We start from the raw sequence: 18,330 nt of genomic DNA, 5'->3' as shown, positions 1-18,330 counted from the left end.
TCAAGCTTCTAATAACATCTTAACATCCTGTACATGAGGACGACCGATCGAATGATAAATAAAACCGTTTTTTCTCATTTGTTCTGGTTCAAATATATTACGTCCATCAATGATAACTGGACGTTGAAGTAGTCTTCTGACTTTCTCCATATCCATTTTTAATACTTCTTCCCATTCAGTCAAGATTAAACAGGCATCTGAATGTTCTATTGTTTGATATAGATTGTCACTAAATATCGTTTGGTTCCCAAGGATCTTCTTCGCTTCTAAGTGAGCAATTGGGTCATACGCTTTTACATAAGCTCCTAGATCTTGCAGCATTGGAATAATATCAAGAGCAGGAGAGGATCTTAAATCATTTGTATTAGGTTTAAATGCCAATCCTAATACAGAGATCGTTTTCCCCTTTATTTCACCATAGACATCCATCAATTTCTTTACGAGATACGCTCGTTGATGTGTATTTGTTTCGACAACTGATTCAATTAGTTTAAAACGATAGCCTACTGTTTCAGCTATTTTTAATAGCGCCTTGGTATCTTTTGGGAAGCAGGAACCTCCAAACCCGACTCCAGCTTTTAAAAACTTCTGCCCAATTCGGCTATCTAGGCCAACGCCTTCTGATACTTTTTCAACATCTGCGCCCACCCGATCGCAAATATTGGCAATATCATTGATAAAGGAAATTTTGGTTGCAAGCATCGCATTTGCTGCGTATTTAATCATCTCTGCACTTTCTAGATTGGTTTCAACCACTGCTGTTTGAAATGGTTCATGTAACTCCTTAATGATCTCCAATGCATGAGAGCTTGTAGACCCTATGACCACTCGCTCCATACTCATCGTATCTTTAATAGCAGAGCCTTCTCTAAGAAATTCTGGATTTGACACAACGTCAAAGGGGTATTTACTTCGTGAAGCTTTCTCTACTATGGCCTTAACAAGCCGGCCTGTTCCAACGGGCACTGTGCTTTTATTAACGATGATTTTATAGCCATTTAGATGTTCACCAATTGTTTGAGCGACGGCTTTCACGAACGTTAAATCTGCTTCCCCCTGTGCTGTCATCGGTGTCCCTACAGCAATATAGATAATCTCTGATTCCCTGATAGCGGCAGGAATATTGGTTGTAAAAAACAGTCTTCCTTCCTCCGTATTCTTTTCAATCAATTCCTTTAAACCCGGTTCATAAATGGGAACGACACCACTTTTTAAGCTGTTGATTTTTGATTCATCGATGTCACAGCAGATGACACGATTTCCGATATCAGCAAAACAAGTACCCGATACTAACCCGACATACCCTGTTCCAATCACAGCAATTTTCTTCAACATTTTTCATCCTCTCAGTAAAAGCATATTGTCCGTTCCAAGCGGTTTATCTATCTATCATTCTTTGCACATTTCATCTTGTTTAAACGATGGATATTGATTGATTAAGCACCTTTTCATATTGCTGTATGAGCTGTTTCGCATTATTTGCTGATGAATATTCTGTGTGAACGATTTGATGAAGATCGTTCTTCACTTGCTCATTCCATCTGTTTTCATAAAGATAGGCGTGAATGGCCTCTTTTAACTGATTCGTCGAACGCGGATCAACGAGCAGGTGTTGATAGCTAGAAAATAAAGATGGGAGACCACCGACTCGTGTCGCAATGACAGGTACTTTTAAAGCAAGCGCCTCTAGGACGACGGTAGGCATTCCTTCACTATAGGAAGGAAGTGCAAACAGATCAGCTGCCATTAAGTAGTCTTTCACCTGCTCATTCGGCACCTGTCCTGGGAGTACAATGGATGCTCCAGCCCGTTCTTCCAGCTCCTTTGCAAGGGGGCCTTTTCCAACAAAGACTGCTTTCACACCATCCATGCCGCTGACAGCATCAGCTAATTCAAGTAAGCCCTTCTCTTTGACTAATCGCCCGACGAAGACAACGAGCTTGTCGTGAAGGGGTAAGCCTAACTTTTTCCTGATGCCTTGTTGATCTTCTTCCGTTTTAGAAAATGACTGAAGCGGAATACCGAGCGGGAGACATTGCGCTTCCACCTTTGTCATGTCATTTGTCTTTTTAGCAAGCTCCTCGCTCACCGTCAGAACAGCAGATGCCTGTTTCACCGCCGTTTCAAAGGCTGCATGTGCCCCTTTGCTATAGCCCGGATACACGTTCACATCACTGCCATGTAAGGTCAAAAGATAAGGAATTTGCGTTTCTTTCTGAATCACAGCCGCCGCTCCGCCAGACGGCATCGCAAAGTGCGCATGGATAAAATCTGGTGACAGCTGAAAACGCTGCATGGCGCCTAGAACAGAAGCCGCTATTCGTTTACTCGGCTGTGCCCATTTCAGCTGTCCAGGGAGCGCTGTATAGGGCGGCCTGTATACTGTCACTCCGGTTCTCACTTCCTGTTCAAGCAGATTTTTTTTCTGCCGATAGGACGCCTTCAGCATCCGCAAAACCGGTGGAATTACCGGATTGGGACATACGACGGTCACTTGTATTCCTTGTTTGAGCAGCTCTTGCACTTGCGTTTCATGGAATACACCTTCACTTGGATGTTTTTCACTAGGATATACACTTGTCAGCCATAGCACCTTCATGACGAACGACCTCTTCTCAATAATCTGCCTGCCACCTGCGGATACATTTTGATGAGCAGCAAGCCATACAATGCAGCACTGACACAAATCGTCAATCCTAATTGAAGTAAAATATCCGCTGACGTCAGCTTCATGCCTTGATGCAAGAAAACCGCACAGGCGGCCATCAACAGCGTCATGACAGCAGGCTTTCCAAGTGATTTTAAATACACCTTCATATCAAGCTGAATGACATACGCCATGAGCCATCTGCCAACAATAAAGTTGAGCAGGCTGACACCTGAGTAAACCCAAGCTACTGTGAGCAGACTGCCTGTGCTGACACCTGCATATAAGGCGCATCCATACACGATGAGCATCCCCGTATCCCAATAAAAGGCTAAGTCCGCTCTCCCTTTGGCAAGAAGTATTGAACCGTTTGGATTCATCAGCACACGCAAAAGGCCGACAATGCACAAAATGTTAAGAACCGGAACGGCTACGAGCCATTTCTCTCCAAACACTACTTCTATAAAGCTATCTGATACGGCAGCAAGACCGATTAATAATGGAAAACTAATCAATGCGAGCATATTCGTCATACTGAGGAAGCCCTCTCGCAGCATGGAGTGATCACGCTGACTTTTTGCGAAAACAGGGAAAGCCACTCTCGTCACGATTGGGTTAATCTTCAGCACCGGGATCGTTACAATTTGATACGCCAAGCTGTAAATACCTAATGCTTCTGCTCCAAGAAAACGGCCAATTAAAATCATGTCTATGTTCGATCCTGCTCGATTGACCAGTCTGGATGCGAGCTGAAATGCTCCAAATGAGAAAAATTCTTTCACTTCCCCTAATGCAAAAACAGGTGCTGGGCGCCACTTCTTCCAATAAGCTGCGGCATACATTAGCCCTTTTCCTGATTGCAGCAGCACTTGAGAAATGACATAGGCAATAATCGGATTGATGAAGAAGGCCAAAGCGAGTAAAACAAACAGCGATATCATGGTTGCAATGGCTTCAATGGTACTTAATGTTTTAAAGGCTAAGTCCTTTTGCATCATGTATTGGTATTGCTGGCCAATTGGTGCAATCAGAAACATGATGGATAATAGTTTGAGCAAACCCTCCAGCTCCGGCCGGTTATAAAAGGCGGCAATCATTGGGCTTACTAGAATGAGTAAACAGAATAAGACAATTCCAGTGAGCAAATTGATCCAATATAATGTAGATAATTGACGTTCTGTTGTTTGTTCCTTTTGGATGATCGCTGCCCCAATCCCTAGATCAAGTAAAATCTGCGTAAATATTGTGACAGTTGTGATCATGCCAACGAGTCCAAACTCCTTCAGTGACATCACGTTCCCTAAAAAAGCGAACTGTGCGATTTGGATAATCGTAATGATGAATGCGGACAAGCTTGTCCATTTTGCCCCGCCTAGCATGCGTTTTTTCATACTTGCCATTTCTCTTCCCTACTTTACTTATCTGGCTCCGTCACCCGTCATGATGACTTTTAACGTTTTTACCATAATCTTCGTGTCGAGAGAAAATGTCAAGTTTTGAATATACTGTAAGTCGTGCGTTAATTTTTCGCTCGGACTCATTTCATATCCGCCATTTACTTGAGCAAGACCTGTCAATCCCGGCTTGACCGCTAATCTTTTCGTAAAACCTGGAATCGTCCGATTAAATTCTGCGGTAAACATCGGTCTTTCCGGCCGCGGACCTACGATACTCATTTCTCCTTTTAACACGTTGATAAATTGCGGAAGTTCATCGATTCTTGTTTTACGAATGAAGGCTCCCACTTTGGTGATACGCGGGTCATTTTTTTGTGCCCATTTCGCTCCTCCGCTTTCAGCGTCGGTTCTCATCGATCTGAGCTTCCATAATTTAAAGTAAACACCGTCTTTCCCGACCCTCTCCTGCATATAAAAGGCTGATCCCGGTGTTTCCAGCTTAATCAAGAGAGCAAACAGCAAAATGATTGGCGTACTCAACATCAATCCGATGAACGAGAACATTAAATCTATGAAACGTTTTGCAAATAAATAACGAACCATATGTTCTGTTAAGGCAAAAGAGTGGTTTCGTCTCACTTCATATTCTCTATAAAGATTCATCGCTTTCTCTGCACTCACTGACCTGCACCTCACCATCTAAAGTAGTTGTTGTGTAAAGAGATGTTCTATGAAAGTCAGTTTATCAGAGCAACATTAAGCAAATGTAAATGCGCTGTTAAGTCTTGTAAAACTGTGTTAAGAATGTGCACTTATATCAAGTTATGCCCTTTTCAACGTAAAAAAGACCCGCAATTCTGCGGGTCTTTGGGTCTTTTCTTTATTTTGCTTTGACGGATTCGATGGTTTTTAATCGAAGGGTTCCGTTTGCATCTTTTGTATAGGTTACTTTCACTTTTGATTCTTCTTTTAAGCTGTTCACTTGTTTAGAAAACGCATTTCCGAACTGAATAGCTACTTCTTTGCCATCAATGTTCACAGCAATGGTATGTCCATCAGCCAAACCGACATATGTGCCTTCTTTGGTGACTTCATTTTTCTTATTTGTTGTTGATTCTTTCTTTGTTTTAGAATCAGCTTTTGATTGATCCTTAGCAGGTTCTTCTTTTGTGATTTCTTTACTTGAGCTGTCTTTTGCCGCTTCATCAGATTGACCAGCTTGCTCTTCTTTTTGAGCAGCTGTTTCTTTGCTTTGATCATCTGCTTTTTCATTAGATGACTGATCTTCTGTTTTTTCCTCTGAAGCATTTTCTTTCTTTTGATCAGCCGCTTCGGTTGTTTCCTTTTTGCTGTCATCCTTATTGTTGTCGCTTGATTGATTTGTTGTGCCGCATGCTGTAAGTACTACACCTAGAAGCAATACTAGAAACGGCATTGTGATTAATTTTTTCAAGATCGTCACCTCTTCATGATTTGTCGATTTGCTGTCGCTTGAAGATTCATGCGTAAACCATTCACCTTCTATGTTTCAATTATAACAAAGATAACCAAAAATGAAATGTATTTTTAACTTGACACTCATCCGTCAGTTCATCTTGTGTCAAAATAAGAGAATGCCAGAAGCAAGTTGATCTCTTGTAGCAAGATCATGATTAGTACATACATTTGATACCATATGAAAACATCTACTTTAAAATAAATTCTTGCTCTTGTACGATTGATCAAAAAGGCTGCCGAGAGACGTTCTCGAGCAGCCTAAGAGGAGCAACTTAGGCATCCCTCATGTTTATGTTTTCTTATTTAAAATAACCTGACACACCACTTGAAATACCTGAAGCTAATCGATCTTTATATGTCGCCGATTTCAAAATATTTGAATCAACTGGGCTAGTGATAAAGCCAGTTTCAAGCAAGACACTCGGCATCTTTGAATACTTAATAACATAGAAACCTGCTGTTTTCACACCACGATCTCTTGTACCTAGTGCACTAACCATTTTAGGCTGGATGTTTTGCGCAAGTTTCAAGCTGTTCGAAGCCGCATATGTTTTGTCATAATACGTTTCTGTTCCATTTGCGCTGCTGTTGTCATTTGCATTCGCATGGATACTAATAAAGATATCTGCGTTCGCAGAAGCACCTTTACTTACTCGCGTTTGAAGACTGTCAAATGTATCTGATGTACGTGACATAACGGGCAGTGCTCCAGAACTATTTAATTTTGTATTGAGACGCTTAGCGACATCAAGGTTCACGTTCTTCTCAAGAAGACCATATCCAGTGGCACCAGAATCTTGGTTTCCATGTCCAGGATCAATAAACACTTTCTTCCCAACAACTGGACTTTTCAATTGGGAAATCACAGTATTCGTCACAGTTGATGTACCACCTAGAACACTAAATGAAGTGATCTTCTTTGAACCAATGATTTGTCTAGTTGCTTTCGGTAATGTTTTTTCATTTGTGAAAATAAAAGCTTTACCTTGCTTAGCAGCAATACTAGCTCCTGAAGCGGCATCCGCATAGGCAAAACCATTACTAATATACGTATTACTTGTACTCATATTGTATTTCTTTACAATATTTGCTGCGACTTCATAACGATTTGCTCCGCCAATTCTTCCAGGTGAAGGCAACTTAGCATAAGCTGATTTATTTACACTAGACTCCCCACCAATGACAATGGTCTTTTTAATCCCTCGGCTTTTCATCACCGATGAAGTTTCCGAACGTAAACCTTTATCATTTGTTAATAAGATTGGATAGCCTTGCTTTGCAGCATAAGGTGCAATCGCAACTGCATCTGCATAAGCAAAGCCGTTTGCTACAACAGCCGTACTAGAGCTTTTCATTTGTTTGGCGATATTTGCTGCTAAGTCATAACGGTTCTTACCACTAATACGTTTCACAGAGATACCCATTGATTTTAGCTGAGTTGTCACCTTGCTAGAGACACTCTTTGTTCCACCGAGAATAGTCACATTCTTTGTTTTTAGACCTTGAAGGCCTTTTTTTGTATCTGTAGATAAACTGCTACTGTTTGTAAAAAGAACAGGTGCATTTTTTTGGTATGCATAAGGAACCGCACTTAATGCATCCGCATATGCATCTTTCCCTACAAGAACAGCCGTGCTTGATGTTGCCCAGCCTTTTTTCGCCGCATTCACCGCAACAACATACCGGTTCTTTCCATCAATTCTTGTGACTGAATTGTCAGCAAGTGCAGATGGAAGAAACAAACACATGGTTATTACACTTAAAAATACAACTTTTATGATAGAGCGCACGTTTATAACCTCCTTTGATGTTTTAATTTGTTGTTAATTTTGCACCCGGATAATAGAATGACAAAATACTTGAGTATGAGCTTCCTGATTCAGCTCTCATTTTCGCTCCATATTGGCTCATCCCAACTCCATGTCCATATCCTTTTCCTGAGATAGTGAAATCATTGGTGTTGTTCTTCACCGAAGCATACGTGCTTTTTAAATTAGTGGCACCAAGAATTGATCTAAATTCAGTCATTTTAAAGCTAAGTGTCGCTGATTTATTCATACTATAGGAACCCGTTTTATTTTTTAAGTGATAGCTGACTTTCAAAGAGGCTGTTTTTGCTCTCTGCCCTTTTGTTTTTCCAGAAAAGGTTACACTAGAAATATTAGCTATCTTGATGTCTGAAGCTGACGTTTCTTTATTTTTTAGAATCCAGCTCTTCAAGCCTTTCAACTGACTTGCATTTGTTTCTGTTGTCTTACTCCACCAAGATGCTGGTGATGACGTACTTAGTGATGTACTCAATTGTTTTTTTGATAGTTTAAGTGTCCAAGCATTCTTTGGATCTTTTGTATCTGTTTTTGCGACCAGGTAAGGAAATGCACTTGACCATACTTCTTCACTAGCCTCAGTGTAGCCCCCATTACTAGAATAATAGGTTGCAGAAATCAGTTTATTATTATATTTTAGTACCTTGCCTTTTGTAGCATCTACAGCTTTCGTAGAGTTTGTATACCAGTTATATCCTCCATATACTTGGAATGCTGTAGTATCTGGTACAACCTTCCCTATACTGTTTACAGAATATGTACGTGCTGCAACAGCCTGTGCTTTTAATGCCTCAACATGCCAGCTTGCTGGCATTTCATTCGGTACAACCCCTTTAAGATAATCTTCAAAAGGGATGTTTTCATTTGTTGGTCGAATATAGCCTGATTCTACAGCAAAATTCATGTTCCCCAAGTATGCTTTCCCAGCAACTCGAATGACATTTGTAGTTGAATATTTCTCTGGAACAACTCTTACTGAAGATCCAAACGTCTTGATGCCTTTGATTGAAATTTTCCCGTTAGAAACATTCAATTGATAATCCTTATTATTCTTCAAATAAAATTCTTTTGATAATTTTGCTTGTACACTTGCTGAAATGGATTTTATTCCGCCAGACAATTGAAACGAGTACGTCCCCTGTTTTTTGACAATTGATGTCACAGGTGATGTTAGACTATTTTCTTTTACAAGTACCATTGGGCTGTTATTCTTGGCTGCTAAAAGCGAAAATGTAATAGCATCTGTAAAGATAGAACCATTTGCTAGGTATAGCTTATTAGCATTCATGTTTAATTCAGTTACAATATTTGCTGAGACCTCATATCTATTTGCTCCACCTATTCTTTTCACTGTGGACGTTTTTTTAATTTGAGATTCAACTTTTTTACTAACACTCTTTTCTCCACCAACAATGACAACATTTTTTGGAAGTTTGTAAGTTGGTAAACTGTCTTTCTTCGTTAACAGAATAGGATAGCCGTTTCTTGCAGCGTATGGTGTTACTGACGCACTGTCAGTAAAAATGCTTCCTGTTGCCACTATAGCTTGACTATAGTTCCCCATCTCTTTTGCGATATTTTGGGAAACGGCGTATCGGGATTTACCACTGATTCTTTTGATCTTTCCGTATTTCTTCAATGTTTTCTCAGTTGCTGAAGAAACACTTGTTGTACCACCGATAATGAGAATATTATCAGGACTCATTTTTTTAATTTGCTTTTCAGTGGTTTTTGTTAATTTTTCGGCATTCGTATATAAAATAGGTGCATTCAACTTATAAGCTAAAGGTGTAGCGGAAATAGCATCTGCAAACGCGTCACGATTTACAATGACAATGGTAGATGGATTTTTCCAACCTGCTGAAGCGATACTATTGGCTACCTCATAACGGTTCTTACCATCATATCGAGCGATTGAAGATACATTTGTACCAGTTACTTTGTATAAGCCTGATGATGATATGTTAAAGTTGGTTTTATTCCCAACATAGTTTGATAATTTAACAGAAATTGTTGAGCTTGCCGCTGCAGCATCATTTGGCATAAATACAAGCAATAGTAAGATGAACGTTGTAAAAGTTAGACTTAATTTTTTCAATTTAATGATCCCACCAACTCTCTATTGAACTTTTTTAATTTCTTGGATTTCCTTTTGACCACTGTCATTGATAAAGTAAGAGATTTCTACTGTGTCTCCTGGTTTGAATTCATTTAACACATCTTTAAAATTATCCGTAAATTCATAGCTTAAGGTCGTATTCACTTTTTTCACTTCGACTGTATGTGCATCAGCCATTCCAATAAATTCAGCTTTTTCTTCCAGCACCTGAGGAGTTGAACTGCTTGTCTTGTTTTCTCCCGAGGACTGCTCAGCCGTTCCACATGCTGTGAGCACGATACCAAGTAGTAGTATTAAGAACGGTAAAACGACGATTTTCTTCATTTTTTTCACCTCATGTCTTTGTATCGTCTTATAACTTAATATTTTAAGGTAAATTTAAGGTTTTTTGAAACCTTTTTTTTGTTACAACGTCTATATCTAGGTTCAGAGTAAAAAAATAACTTGTTTATCAAGATTCGTAAACCTATAATCATGGAAGAATCATAGAAAAGGTGAGGGACATTATGAGAGCTGAAAGAAAACGAAAGAAAAAGAAGGTTCTTTGGATTGTTTTATCGATTATTGGCTTATTCGTATTAGCAACTGGCGGATATGCATATCATCTTTGGAATACAGCAGCATCAACCGTGGCAGGCATTCAGGAGAATTTAAAGAAGTCAGATAAGCGTGACAAAGATGTCGATTTAAATAAGAAAGACCCGATTTCTATTTTAGTCATGGGTGTGGACGAAAGAAAAAATGACCGAGGCCGTGCGGATACATTAATATACATGACCGTTAACCCAAAAACCAAAACGACCGAGATGGTGAGTATCCCGCGTGATACGTATACAAAAATTGTCGGAAAAGGCACAATGGATAAAATCAACCACTCCTATGCATTCGGCGGCACACAAATGGCAGCAGATACAGTAGAGGAATTGCTTGATGTACCTGTTGATTACTTTGTGAAAGTCAATATGGAAAGCTTTAAGGATATTGTCGATACACTTGGCGGCATTACAGTGAACAGCACATTTGCTTTCAGCTATGACGGCCATTCATTTGGTACAGGAGAAATTAATCTAAATGGTGATCAAGCCCTTGCCTACACAAGAATGAGAAAGCAAGATCCAAAGGGTGACTTCGGACGTCAGCAAAGGCAGCGCCAAGTCATTGAAGGCATCATTGCAAAAGGGGCAAACATTTCATCTATTACGAAGTTCGGCGATATGTTCAAAGTCGTGGAAAACAATATGAAGACCAACATGTCATTTGATGATATGTGGACGATGATGAATGACTACCGTGACGCAAGACAGCGTGTGGAGCAGCATGAGCTGAAAGGAACAGGAGCACGCATCAATAACATCTATTATTATCAGCTTGATGATAACAGTCTGGCTAAGGTGAAGAAGGAATTGAAGGAAAGTTTGGAAGCCTCATAATTAAAAAACACCTTTCATTAGACTGACATAGCAGAATGAGACACAAATAAAACACCCTTATTAGGCTGACATGCTACCAAATGTTTTTGGTGCGTGGTAGCCTAATTTTTCTTGGATACGCTCTTCATTATAATACTTGATGTAACGGTCGATTCGTTGTCTGACACCTTTTTCTGATATAGAGTTGAACTTTGTAAACATAAATTCCTCTGATTTTAAGCTAGAATGGAATGATTCAATTACTGCGTTATCCCAACAGTTACCTCGTCTGGACATACTGCTTGTGAGGTTCCTTGCCCCCAGCTCCTTTTGATATGCTTACGAACTGTATACACTTCTTTGATCTGAATGCACAAGTACACCTTTAGGAAAATTTCTTTTCTCTAAAGCCGCCCTCAATGTGTCCAATATGAGTGACGTCTGTTGGTGGTCATCTAGGGTATAGGCAACAACTTCGTTGTTGTACAAATCCATAATGGTCGAAAGGTAGAGCGTTCTCGGTCCATACTGAATATAAGTAATATCTGTTACCCATTTTACATTCGGGTGTATTGCGGTGAAGTTCCGATTTCATATATTTGAGGCAATGATGACAGATTCCCCTTGTGATTTCCATTTCCTTTTACGCTTCACACGACATTGAAGATGGTATTTTTGCATGATACGCTGTACAGTATTTCGGTTTCGTTTGATACCATATTGACGCTGAAGTAGCTTTCGGATCTTACGGTGCCCGTACCGGAACGATGTTTCGGTACATAAGGTAATAACAGCCTTCTCCACTTGTTATTTTTTACGTATTCCTTCGGATACCCAACGATAATAGGTCGATCTGGCGACCTGCAAAATACTTAAGACAGACGTTACTGTATATTTCTCCCTTTTATTTCTCGATCAAATACAAGGTTACTCCCTTTTCAACCCCTCTACGATCTCCAAATACTTTTTTAGAATTTCATTCTCCATCTTAAGCTGTTCAACCTGCCTATTCACTTTTTCCTCTTTGGATACATTGTCAGGTCCATGCCCGAAGCTATATTGTTTTCCGATTGGCTGATCGAATTGATGTAACTGATTTCCTCGATACCACTTCATCCATGTTTTAATCTGAGATACATTCTTGGTATGATATTTATCCATAATTTGTTGATTGGTAAACTGTCCGCTTAATTTATCTTTCACAACCGCCCATTTTATTTCAGCTGAATATTTGTTTTTTTTCATAAAAAATACCCTCCAAATCAGCACTTAGTTTAAGTGTATCACTTGAAGGGTGTTTTTTTATGTCCCATTTGACTAGGTTAGTCTACATGGAGAAAGGTGTTTTCTTTTTAAAGACTTTCTTTTTGCTCTACTAAGATTGCATCCACTACTCTTTTACTCGACTGACCATCCAAATCATCAAAGAAGTAATGTACAAACGAATCTAACTTCTCGAATTCATACTGATTATTTTTAACAATTGACACTAGCTCATTACATGTTTTAGCAAGTGGTCCTGGAATAAAGGAAAAATACTCATAATAAAAATCACGTGTCCTAATATACTCGTCCACATCATAGCTAAAGAAAATCATTGGTTTTTGCAGCAATGCATATTCGAAACAAACAGATGAATAGTCACTTATCAGAACGTCTGCAATTAAAAGCAATTCATTAATCTCTCTAAAATCAGAGAAATCATAGAAAAATTCACTATATTGATAAGGAATGTTTATTTGATTTTTAACAAAAGGATGAATCTTAAACAAAAAGACATATTCATCATTCAGCTCTTGATAGAGCTGATCATAATTTAATACTTCAAACGGATAATGTGCAGACTGCTGACCATTCCCTCTAAATGTCGGGGCAAATAAAATCACTTTTTTCCCTTTTAAAAAAGGATATTCTTCATATAATCTAGATCTGACTTCTTCTTTTTTTAATTCATCGAAAAAAAAGTCTGTTCTAGGTATTCCAGTCGGAATGACATTTTCAATATCTACCCCAAAGCCTTCCGCATAATGCTTGCGGATATGATCAGAACTGACAATAACCTTTGTATAATTCTTATGATTTTTTGATGTTGGTGACGGTCCGCCTGGCAGACCTATTCGGCTGTAACCAAACGTCTTAAATGCGCCCACTGCATGCCATAATTGGACAAGATCCGCGTTTTTACGAATTTTCAATGGATAGATGATTGGGTAGAAATCATCGATTAAAATATGCCGACTTGTAGCAAAATGATAAGCCATTCGTATATATTCCGCTATGCTTTTTTTAGTATTAATGCTTTCTTTTAAGAAAAACTGAAAATTAAACGTTTCTTCTCTATTTAAAAGCTCTTGATAGACAAATTCAAAGTTTCCTGATAAATCAATGCGGCTATCAGACGCGAAAGTGATTTTCTTCTGTTGTAATGGCAGGAAACAAAATAGTTGATATAAGATTTGAAACATTACACGCTTCATTTTACGCATGATTCGATTTTCATTTTTCATAGTAGTTTCTATTGCACCTTGGTCAATTTCTTGGAGTTTATGGGATGATACATGTGCGGTTTTTTCCTCTTCATCATATGTGACAATGAAATTATATTTCACTCTTTTCTTAGCTGAAAAGTGTTCCATTTTCGTAGCATAGATATCCTGCTTCAGAAATTGATTGATGTTGCCCAGCGTGTGGGTCTCATGGTACTTGATATTATTTTCATCTAGCACTTCTAATTCTAAATATAAATGAAAGTTTCCCTGCGGTAATGGCTTCCCCGTATTTACCTTTGAAAAGTTTATTTCCTGGTAGAAACCAGCCCATTCATATTCTTCTGAAAGCCCTAGCCTTTGTCTATTCGTTTCGTTTAATCTTTGATTTTTTAAAGGAATGGATTTTATAATATCCCCTTTTTGAACAATCAATAACTTTTTTCTTACTGTATCTTCCCTTTGTAAGGGAATGTCATTAATGTACATATATCCCTCAATCGTTAAAAATGATTCATTCCATTGAAACTGTGTGATTGCTCTTTGAGGAATATTTTTATTCACGATTACATCTTCTGCTTTATCGAACAGTGAGAATACCTTTTCTTCACTCACTTCCTCTACATGGTCAAGATTTTTTTGAACACTCCTTTTCTTAAATAGTGTCCCTAGTTTAAATTTCAAAAACTCTCTCTCCTTCATTCGTTGTTTCATTTATTAAACTTAGTATTAGTGAAACAACTCGCTCTGTAGAATGTCCATCACAACGATTCATGAAACGATCTGAAAATGAATGATAATTCATTTGTTTTTCATGTAACTTTATATTCCTCAAATCCTCTATCAGAGGCTCTACTTTAGTTCTTATAGGTCCTGGTGCAAACTCTGGAAATGAATAATAAAAATCTCTTTCCTTCACATAAGTCTCTAAATCAGGACAATAGAAAAACATTGGCTTATTCAAAAGACTATATTCAAAAATAACTGAAGAGTAGTCTGTAATCAATACATCAGAAACAATCATTAATTCGTACAAAGAAAACTTTTCAGATAAATTGACATCTCCAAAAACACCTTTTTGCATATAAGGGTGAACCTTAATTAAAAACTCATAATGCTCCCTGCTCAAATGCTTAAAAAGCGTTTCTTGATTCAATAGAAATTGCTCACCATATTGTTTATTTACTCCTCCTCTATAAGTTGGAGCGTATAATACTTTCACTTTATTCTTTAATTCGGGATATTCTTTATGAAACCTCTTTTTCACTTCATGTATGTGTTCTTCAGAATAGAAAAAATCTGTTCTCGGGACACCTGTTGCCAAAATTTTCTGCTTTGGCATATTGAATGCTTCAGAAAATGGAGCAATTGCTTCTACTGAACTAACAATTGCATAATCATAATTAGAATGAACAGGAACTATTTTTAAATATTCAGATGAAGGTCCTCCCTGTTTGTCTTTAATACTGTGACCAAATTTTTTAAACGCACCACAGGCATGCCAAATTTGAACTACCTTTGTTTCCGGCCGCTTTTTAATTAAATAAAGAGGATAATAGTAATCATCTAATAAGAGCACCTTACAAGTAGCAATGTGATACAGAGATTTGAATAAATAAAGAGTATAGTAAAGCTTACCCAAAAACCCGCCTTCCGACTTTCTAAATAAGAGAATAATCTTCAAACGGGGGTGGCTTTTCAATTCATCATAGACGTTTTTGAAATTTTCGTTTATCTCATTATCTCTATAAGAAGCAATCACAATTTTATGCTGAATCACTTGACATAACTTGGAAAAAATCGCATAGACTATTTGGAAAAAGAATTTCAGAATTTTTGTCATGTGCATCGTTTTTAGATTTCCCATTTCATGATTGTTTTCCCCCAAGAAGAAGTCAGATCTTCTTCAAATGCCTTTCCAATGTCCTCTATTCTTCTCACTGTATGGACTGTTCCAATCAATGTCTCCAAATAATCTATTATCTCAGGAAATTCATTTAGTAGATTTACTGTATTTGCAAAATCTTTACTACCACTTCTACTGCTTCCAATGAGAATAATTCCTTTCTCAAGAATCATTCTTGTGGCAACCTTCACAGGGTATTCAGACACACCTAATAAAGCAACAGAGGCCTCTGGTTGAGTGAAATCAATAATTTGTTCAATTGCACTTTCACTGCCACGTCCACCGACGCATTCAAATGCATGATCAACACGAACTTCTTTTGGGATGTCATTAATTTGGTAAACTTCATCAACAAAAGAGAAATGCTCTAGCTTATATTGGTTTTTCCCAAAAACGTATACTCTACAAGTTGGATAACGTTTTTTTAGAATTAAGGAGGTAATAAATCCTAGATTACCATCGCCCCAAACCCCAAATACATCTCGCTTTTGGTGAGCCACTCTTTCAAATCTACTCATCGCATGAACTGCAATAGTGATCAATTCAATAAAAGCGGCAACATGAAGGTTCATTTGCTCCGGTAAAGCTACAAGGCGATCTGGGTTCATGAACATATAATCCTGCATAAACCCATCAAAACCACTTGATCTAAAATAGCTTGAGCGCAAGTAGTTTTCTGCAATAAATTCATTTTCTTCATTTGGTATATTCGGAACCATCACCACATTTGTGCCAACTTTGAACGTCCCTGTAGGATCATACATTACTTTCCCTACACCCTCATGAATCAGAGCCATCGGAAGTTTTTTATCCATTGCTTCCTTCCCTCTTGTTCCTGTAAAATAGCGCTGATCTGCGGCACATATTGACAGATGGGTCGGTCTAACAACGACTTGGCCAGACGTAAATTCCTTGTCCTTATAAGTCACTTCAAATTGTCTAGCAGAAACCAATCGATATGTTTGATTAATCATTTTTTATATTCTCCTGTAAAATAGCATTCGCCACTTTTAAATCGTATGGTGTCGTTACTTTTATATTAAATACCTCGCCACGAACTAAGTTCACTTTCTGCCCTGCTAAAATACAAATTTTACAAGCATCTGAAAGCACTTTTTTCTGTTCTTCTGTTAGTTCGCCATACAGCCGTTTTAAGAGAGATATCTTAAAACTTTGAGGTGTTTGGCCTTGATACATGTTGTCACGTACAGGTATATCAGTGATATTTGCACCGTCTTCTGAAGTCACAATTGTATCTATAGCAGGTATAACAGTATCGACAGCATCATGTTCTAGAACGGCATTGATATTTTCCTCAATAATTCTATGGGTTAAAAATGGTCTTACTGAATCGTGTGTAACAATGACATCATCAGAATTTAGTCCATACTCTTTTTCAATAAAACGAACCCCACTCATGATCGATTCGTTTCGATCTATTCCACCCTCGATTACTACTAATCTATCATCAGCATGTATGTATTTTTCCAGTATATTCTTCGTATGGTTAATCCATTCTTTAGGAGTTACAATGATAATTTTTTCAAAACGATCATTTAATAGGAATTTTTCAACAGTGTGAATAATGATAGGGCGATTATTTAACGGCAAGAACTGTTTTGGCATATTGACATTACCCATTCTAGAGCCTTTCCCACCAGCTAATATTTCTGCATAAATCATACTTAATACCCCTCTCAATCATGTCAAATAAAAAATGGCAATATTTCAATATGAATAGATTGTAAATTATATTACAAAAAAACCATTCATATCTTAATATATGCCATTATAATACCACATTTTTATCATTTTTTAATGAATGTTTTAGAAAATATAACACCTTTCGACAAATTCCCTTAAACTGTAATTATCATCAGTTTTTAGAAAGACATTGGCTTTGTATTCGTCAAGCCATATTGGTATAGAAGCATCTCAACAATTCGTTTCGATGCTTGTCCGTCACCATAAGGATTAGACGCCTTCGACATGTTGTCATACTCTTTCTGGTCTACTAGGAGCTCTTTTGCCATTTTGTAAATGGTGTTTTCATCTGTACCTGCTAGCTTAAGCGTACCGGCTTTCACGCCTTCTGGGCGTTCTGTTGTATCACGGAGTACTAGTACTGGCTTCCCTAGAGAAGGTGCTTCTTCTTGTACACCGCCAGAATCCGTTAAGATAAAGTGCGAAGCGGCAGCAAAGTTATGGAAATCAACGACTTCGAGCGGTTCAATTAAGTGTACACGATCGAGATCACTGAATTCTGTCTGAGCTGCGTCACGTACGGCAGGGTTTAAATGAACAGGATAAACGACCTGAACATCTTCAAATTCTTCTACAACACGTCTAATGGCTCTAAACATATTTTTCATCGGCTGTCCAAGATTCTCTCTGCGATGGGCCGTTAACAAGATCATTTTATCCGTGCCTATTTTCTCTAAAATAGGGTGTTGATACTGCTCAGTAACCGTTGTTTGCAGGGCGTCAATGGCTGTATTCCCAGTTACAAAAATTGTTTCTTCTTTTTTATTTTCTGTTAGAAGATTCTGTTTCGCTTCATGTGTAGGTGCAAAATGAATATCGGCAATACTCCCAGTCATTAGACGGTTCAATTCCTCTGGAAATGGCGAGTACTTATTGTGAGTTCTTAGTCCCGCTTCAACGTGTCCAACTGAGATTTGATGATAAAATGCGGCCAAGCTTCCAGCAAAGGTTGTTGTTGTATCCCCATGAACAAGGACAATATCAGGTTTTTCTTCTTGGAATAATTGATCTAGCTTTAACAGTGCATTTGATGTAATTTCAGATAACGTCTGGCGTTCTTTCATAATATTTAAATCATGATCCGGTTGAATGTCAAAGGCTTTCAGCACTTGATCAAGCATTTGCCGATGCTGAGCAGTCACAGTGACAGAGGATTTGATTTGCGGATGTTTTTTTAGTTCAAGGACAAGGGGGGCCATTTTGATCGCTTCAGGTCTCGTCCCGAATACAGTCATTACATGTAATGTTTTCAATAGTCGATGCCTCTTTCCTTCTCATT

The 18,330-nt window shown here is 38.2% G+C and carries 14 protein-coding genes and 1 pseudogene; 1 reads left to right on the top strand and 14 read right to left on the bottom strand.

Going from position 1 to position 18,330, the window contains the following annotated elements:
* The 8 genes from tuaD to C6Y06_RS02450 all read right to left on the bottom strand — a co-directional run bounded on the left by tuaD (position 1) and on the right by C6Y06_RS02450 (position 9,810).
* The gene (gene tuaD / locus C6Y06_RS02485; RefSeq protein ID WP_106036476.1) at positions 1–1,335 is read right to left on the bottom strand and encodes a UDP-glucose 6-dehydrogenase TuaD; all 1,335 of its coding nucleotides are present in this window, start codon (positions 1,333–1,335) and stop codon (positions 1–3) included.
* A gap of 79 nt (positions 1,336–1,414) precedes the next feature.
* Positions 1,415–2,599 carry a teichuronic acid biosynthesis protein TuaC gene (gene tuaC / locus C6Y06_RS02480; protein ID WP_106036475.1) on the bottom strand — a complete coding sequence of 395 codons (1,185 nt, stop codon included), beginning with the start codon at positions 2,597–2,599 and terminating at the stop codon, positions 1,415–1,417.
* Positions 2,596–4,047: a teichuronic acid biosynthesis protein TuaB gene (tuaB, locus tag C6Y06_RS02475; RefSeq protein WP_060597411.1), complete on the bottom strand. Its 1,452-nt coding sequence runs from the start codon at positions 4,045–4,047 to the stop codon at positions 2,596–2,598. Before tuaB ends, tuaC begins: the two co-directional genes overlap by 4 nt.
* Before the next feature lie 18 nt (positions 4,048–4,065).
* Positions 4,066–4,725, bottom strand: coding sequence for a sugar transferase (locus C6Y06_RS02470; protein WP_066031673.1), 660 nt, complete (start codon positions 4,723–4,725; stop codon positions 4,066–4,068).
* A gap of 199 nt (positions 4,726–4,924) precedes the next feature.
* On the bottom strand, positions 4,925–5,497 hold the full coding sequence (locus C6Y06_RS02465) for a prolipoprotein diacylglyceryl transferase (RefSeq protein ID WP_034660168.1): 573 nt from the start codon (positions 5,495–5,497) through the stop codon (positions 4,925–4,927).
* Between the two features lie 343 nt (positions 5,498–5,840).
* Positions 5,841–7,331, bottom strand: a complete 1,491-nt coding sequence (locus tag C6Y06_RS02460; protein WP_066031671.1) for an N-acetylmuramoyl-L-alanine amidase — start codon at positions 7,329–7,331, stop codon at positions 5,841–5,843.
* Positions 7,332–7,353: 22 nt separating this feature from the next.
* A complete protein-coding gene (locus C6Y06_RS02455; protein WP_106036474.1) occupies positions 7,354–9,465 on the bottom strand; it encodes a SpoIID/LytB domain-containing protein in 2,112 nt (703 codons plus the stop codon).
* Positions 9,466–9,486: 21 nt separating this feature from the next.
* Positions 9,487–9,810 carry a LytA gene (locus tag C6Y06_RS02450; protein WP_066031669.1) on the bottom strand — a complete coding sequence of 108 codons (324 nt, stop codon included), beginning with the start codon at positions 9,808–9,810 and terminating at the stop codon, positions 9,487–9,489.
* A 182-nt stretch (positions 9,811–9,992) separates the two neighbouring features.
* On the opposite strand from C6Y06_RS02450, the gene tagU reads away from it, so the two are divergent.
* Entirely contained in the window at positions 9,993–10,916 is a 924-nt protein-coding gene (gene tagU / locus C6Y06_RS02445) for a polyisoprenyl-teichoic acid--peptidoglycan teichoic acid transferase TagU (protein WP_066031668.1), read from the top strand.
* A gap of 60 nt (positions 10,917–10,976) precedes the next feature.
* On the opposite strand, the pseudogene C6Y06_RS02440 reads toward tagU, so the two are convergent.
* The 6 genes and pseudogenes from C6Y06_RS02440 to wecB form a co-directional block, all read right to left on the bottom strand.
* Positions 10,977–12,140: pseudogene (locus C6Y06_RS02440) on the bottom strand (IS3 family transposase).
* Positions 12,141–12,247: 107 nt separating this feature from the next.
* A complete protein-coding gene (locus C6Y06_RS02435; RefSeq protein WP_223251425.1) occupies positions 12,248–14,065 on the bottom strand; it encodes a CDP-glycerol glycerophosphotransferase family protein in 1,818 nt (605 codons plus the stop codon).
* Complete coding sequence (locus C6Y06_RS02430; RefSeq protein WP_223251424.1) at positions 14,055–15,248, bottom strand: CDP-glycerol glycerophosphotransferase family protein; 1,194 nt, start codon at positions 15,246–15,248, stop codon at positions 14,055–14,057. The genes C6Y06_RS02435 and C6Y06_RS02430 overlap by 11 nt, the downstream gene beginning before the upstream one ends.
* A complete protein-coding gene (locus C6Y06_RS02425) occupies positions 15,236–16,261 on the bottom strand; it encodes a ribitol-5-phosphate dehydrogenase (protein WP_066031664.1) in 1,026 nt (341 codons plus the stop codon). Before C6Y06_RS02425 ends, C6Y06_RS02430 begins: the two co-directional genes overlap by 13 nt.
* Complete coding sequence (locus C6Y06_RS02420) at positions 16,254–16,970, bottom strand: IspD/TarI family cytidylyltransferase (protein WP_066031663.1); 717 nt, start codon at positions 16,968–16,970, stop codon at positions 16,254–16,256. Before C6Y06_RS02420 ends, C6Y06_RS02425 begins: the two co-directional genes overlap by 8 nt.
* Positions 16,971–17,170: 200 nt before the next feature.
* Positions 17,171–18,304, bottom strand: coding sequence for a non-hydrolyzing UDP-N-acetylglucosamine 2-epimerase (gene wecB, locus C6Y06_RS02415; RefSeq protein ID WP_106036471.1), 1,134 nt, complete (start codon positions 18,302–18,304; stop codon positions 17,171–17,173).
* Positions 18,305–18,330 lie beyond the last annotated feature (26 nt).

The sequence above is a fragment of the Bacillus sp. MZGC1 genome (genome assembly GCF_002998605.1).
Lineage (GTDB): Bacteria > Bacillota > Bacilli > Bacillales > Bacillaceae > Bacillus.
Note: the sequence above shows the minus strand (reverse complement) of the source record. Positions and strands in the feature narration are given on the sequence as shown.

Excerpts from the sequence above, each read along its gene's own strand:
- tuaD (WP_106036476.1), bottom strand. The coding sequence starts at position 1,335 with ATGTTGAAGAAAATTGCTGTGATTGGAACAGGGTATGTCGGGTTAGTA.
- tuaC (WP_106036475.1), bottom strand. The coding sequence starts at position 2,599 with ATGAAGGTGCTATGGCTGACAAGTGTATATCCTAGTGAAAAACATCCA.
- tuaB (WP_060597411.1), bottom strand. The coding sequence starts at position 4,047 with ATGGCAAGTATGAAAAAACGCATGCTAGGCGGGGCAAAATGGACAAGC.
- C6Y06_RS02450 (WP_066031669.1), bottom strand. The coding sequence starts at position 9,810 with ATGAAGAAAATCGTCGTTTTACCGTTCTTAATACTACTACTTGGTATC.
- tagU (WP_066031668.1), top strand. The coding sequence starts at position 9,993 with ATGAGAGCTGAAAGAAAACGAAAGAAAAAGAAGGTTCTTTGGATTGTT.
- C6Y06_RS02430 (WP_223251424.1), bottom strand. The coding sequence starts at position 15,248 with ATGGGAAATCTAAAAACGATGCACATGACAAAAATTCTGAAATTCTTT.
- C6Y06_RS02425 (WP_066031664.1), bottom strand. The coding sequence starts at position 16,261 with ATGATTAATCAAACATATCGATTGGTTTCTGCTAGACAATTTGAAGTG.
- C6Y06_RS02420 (WP_066031663.1), bottom strand. The coding sequence starts at position 16,970 with ATGATTTATGCAGAAATATTAGCTGGTGGGAAAGGCTCTAGAATGGGT.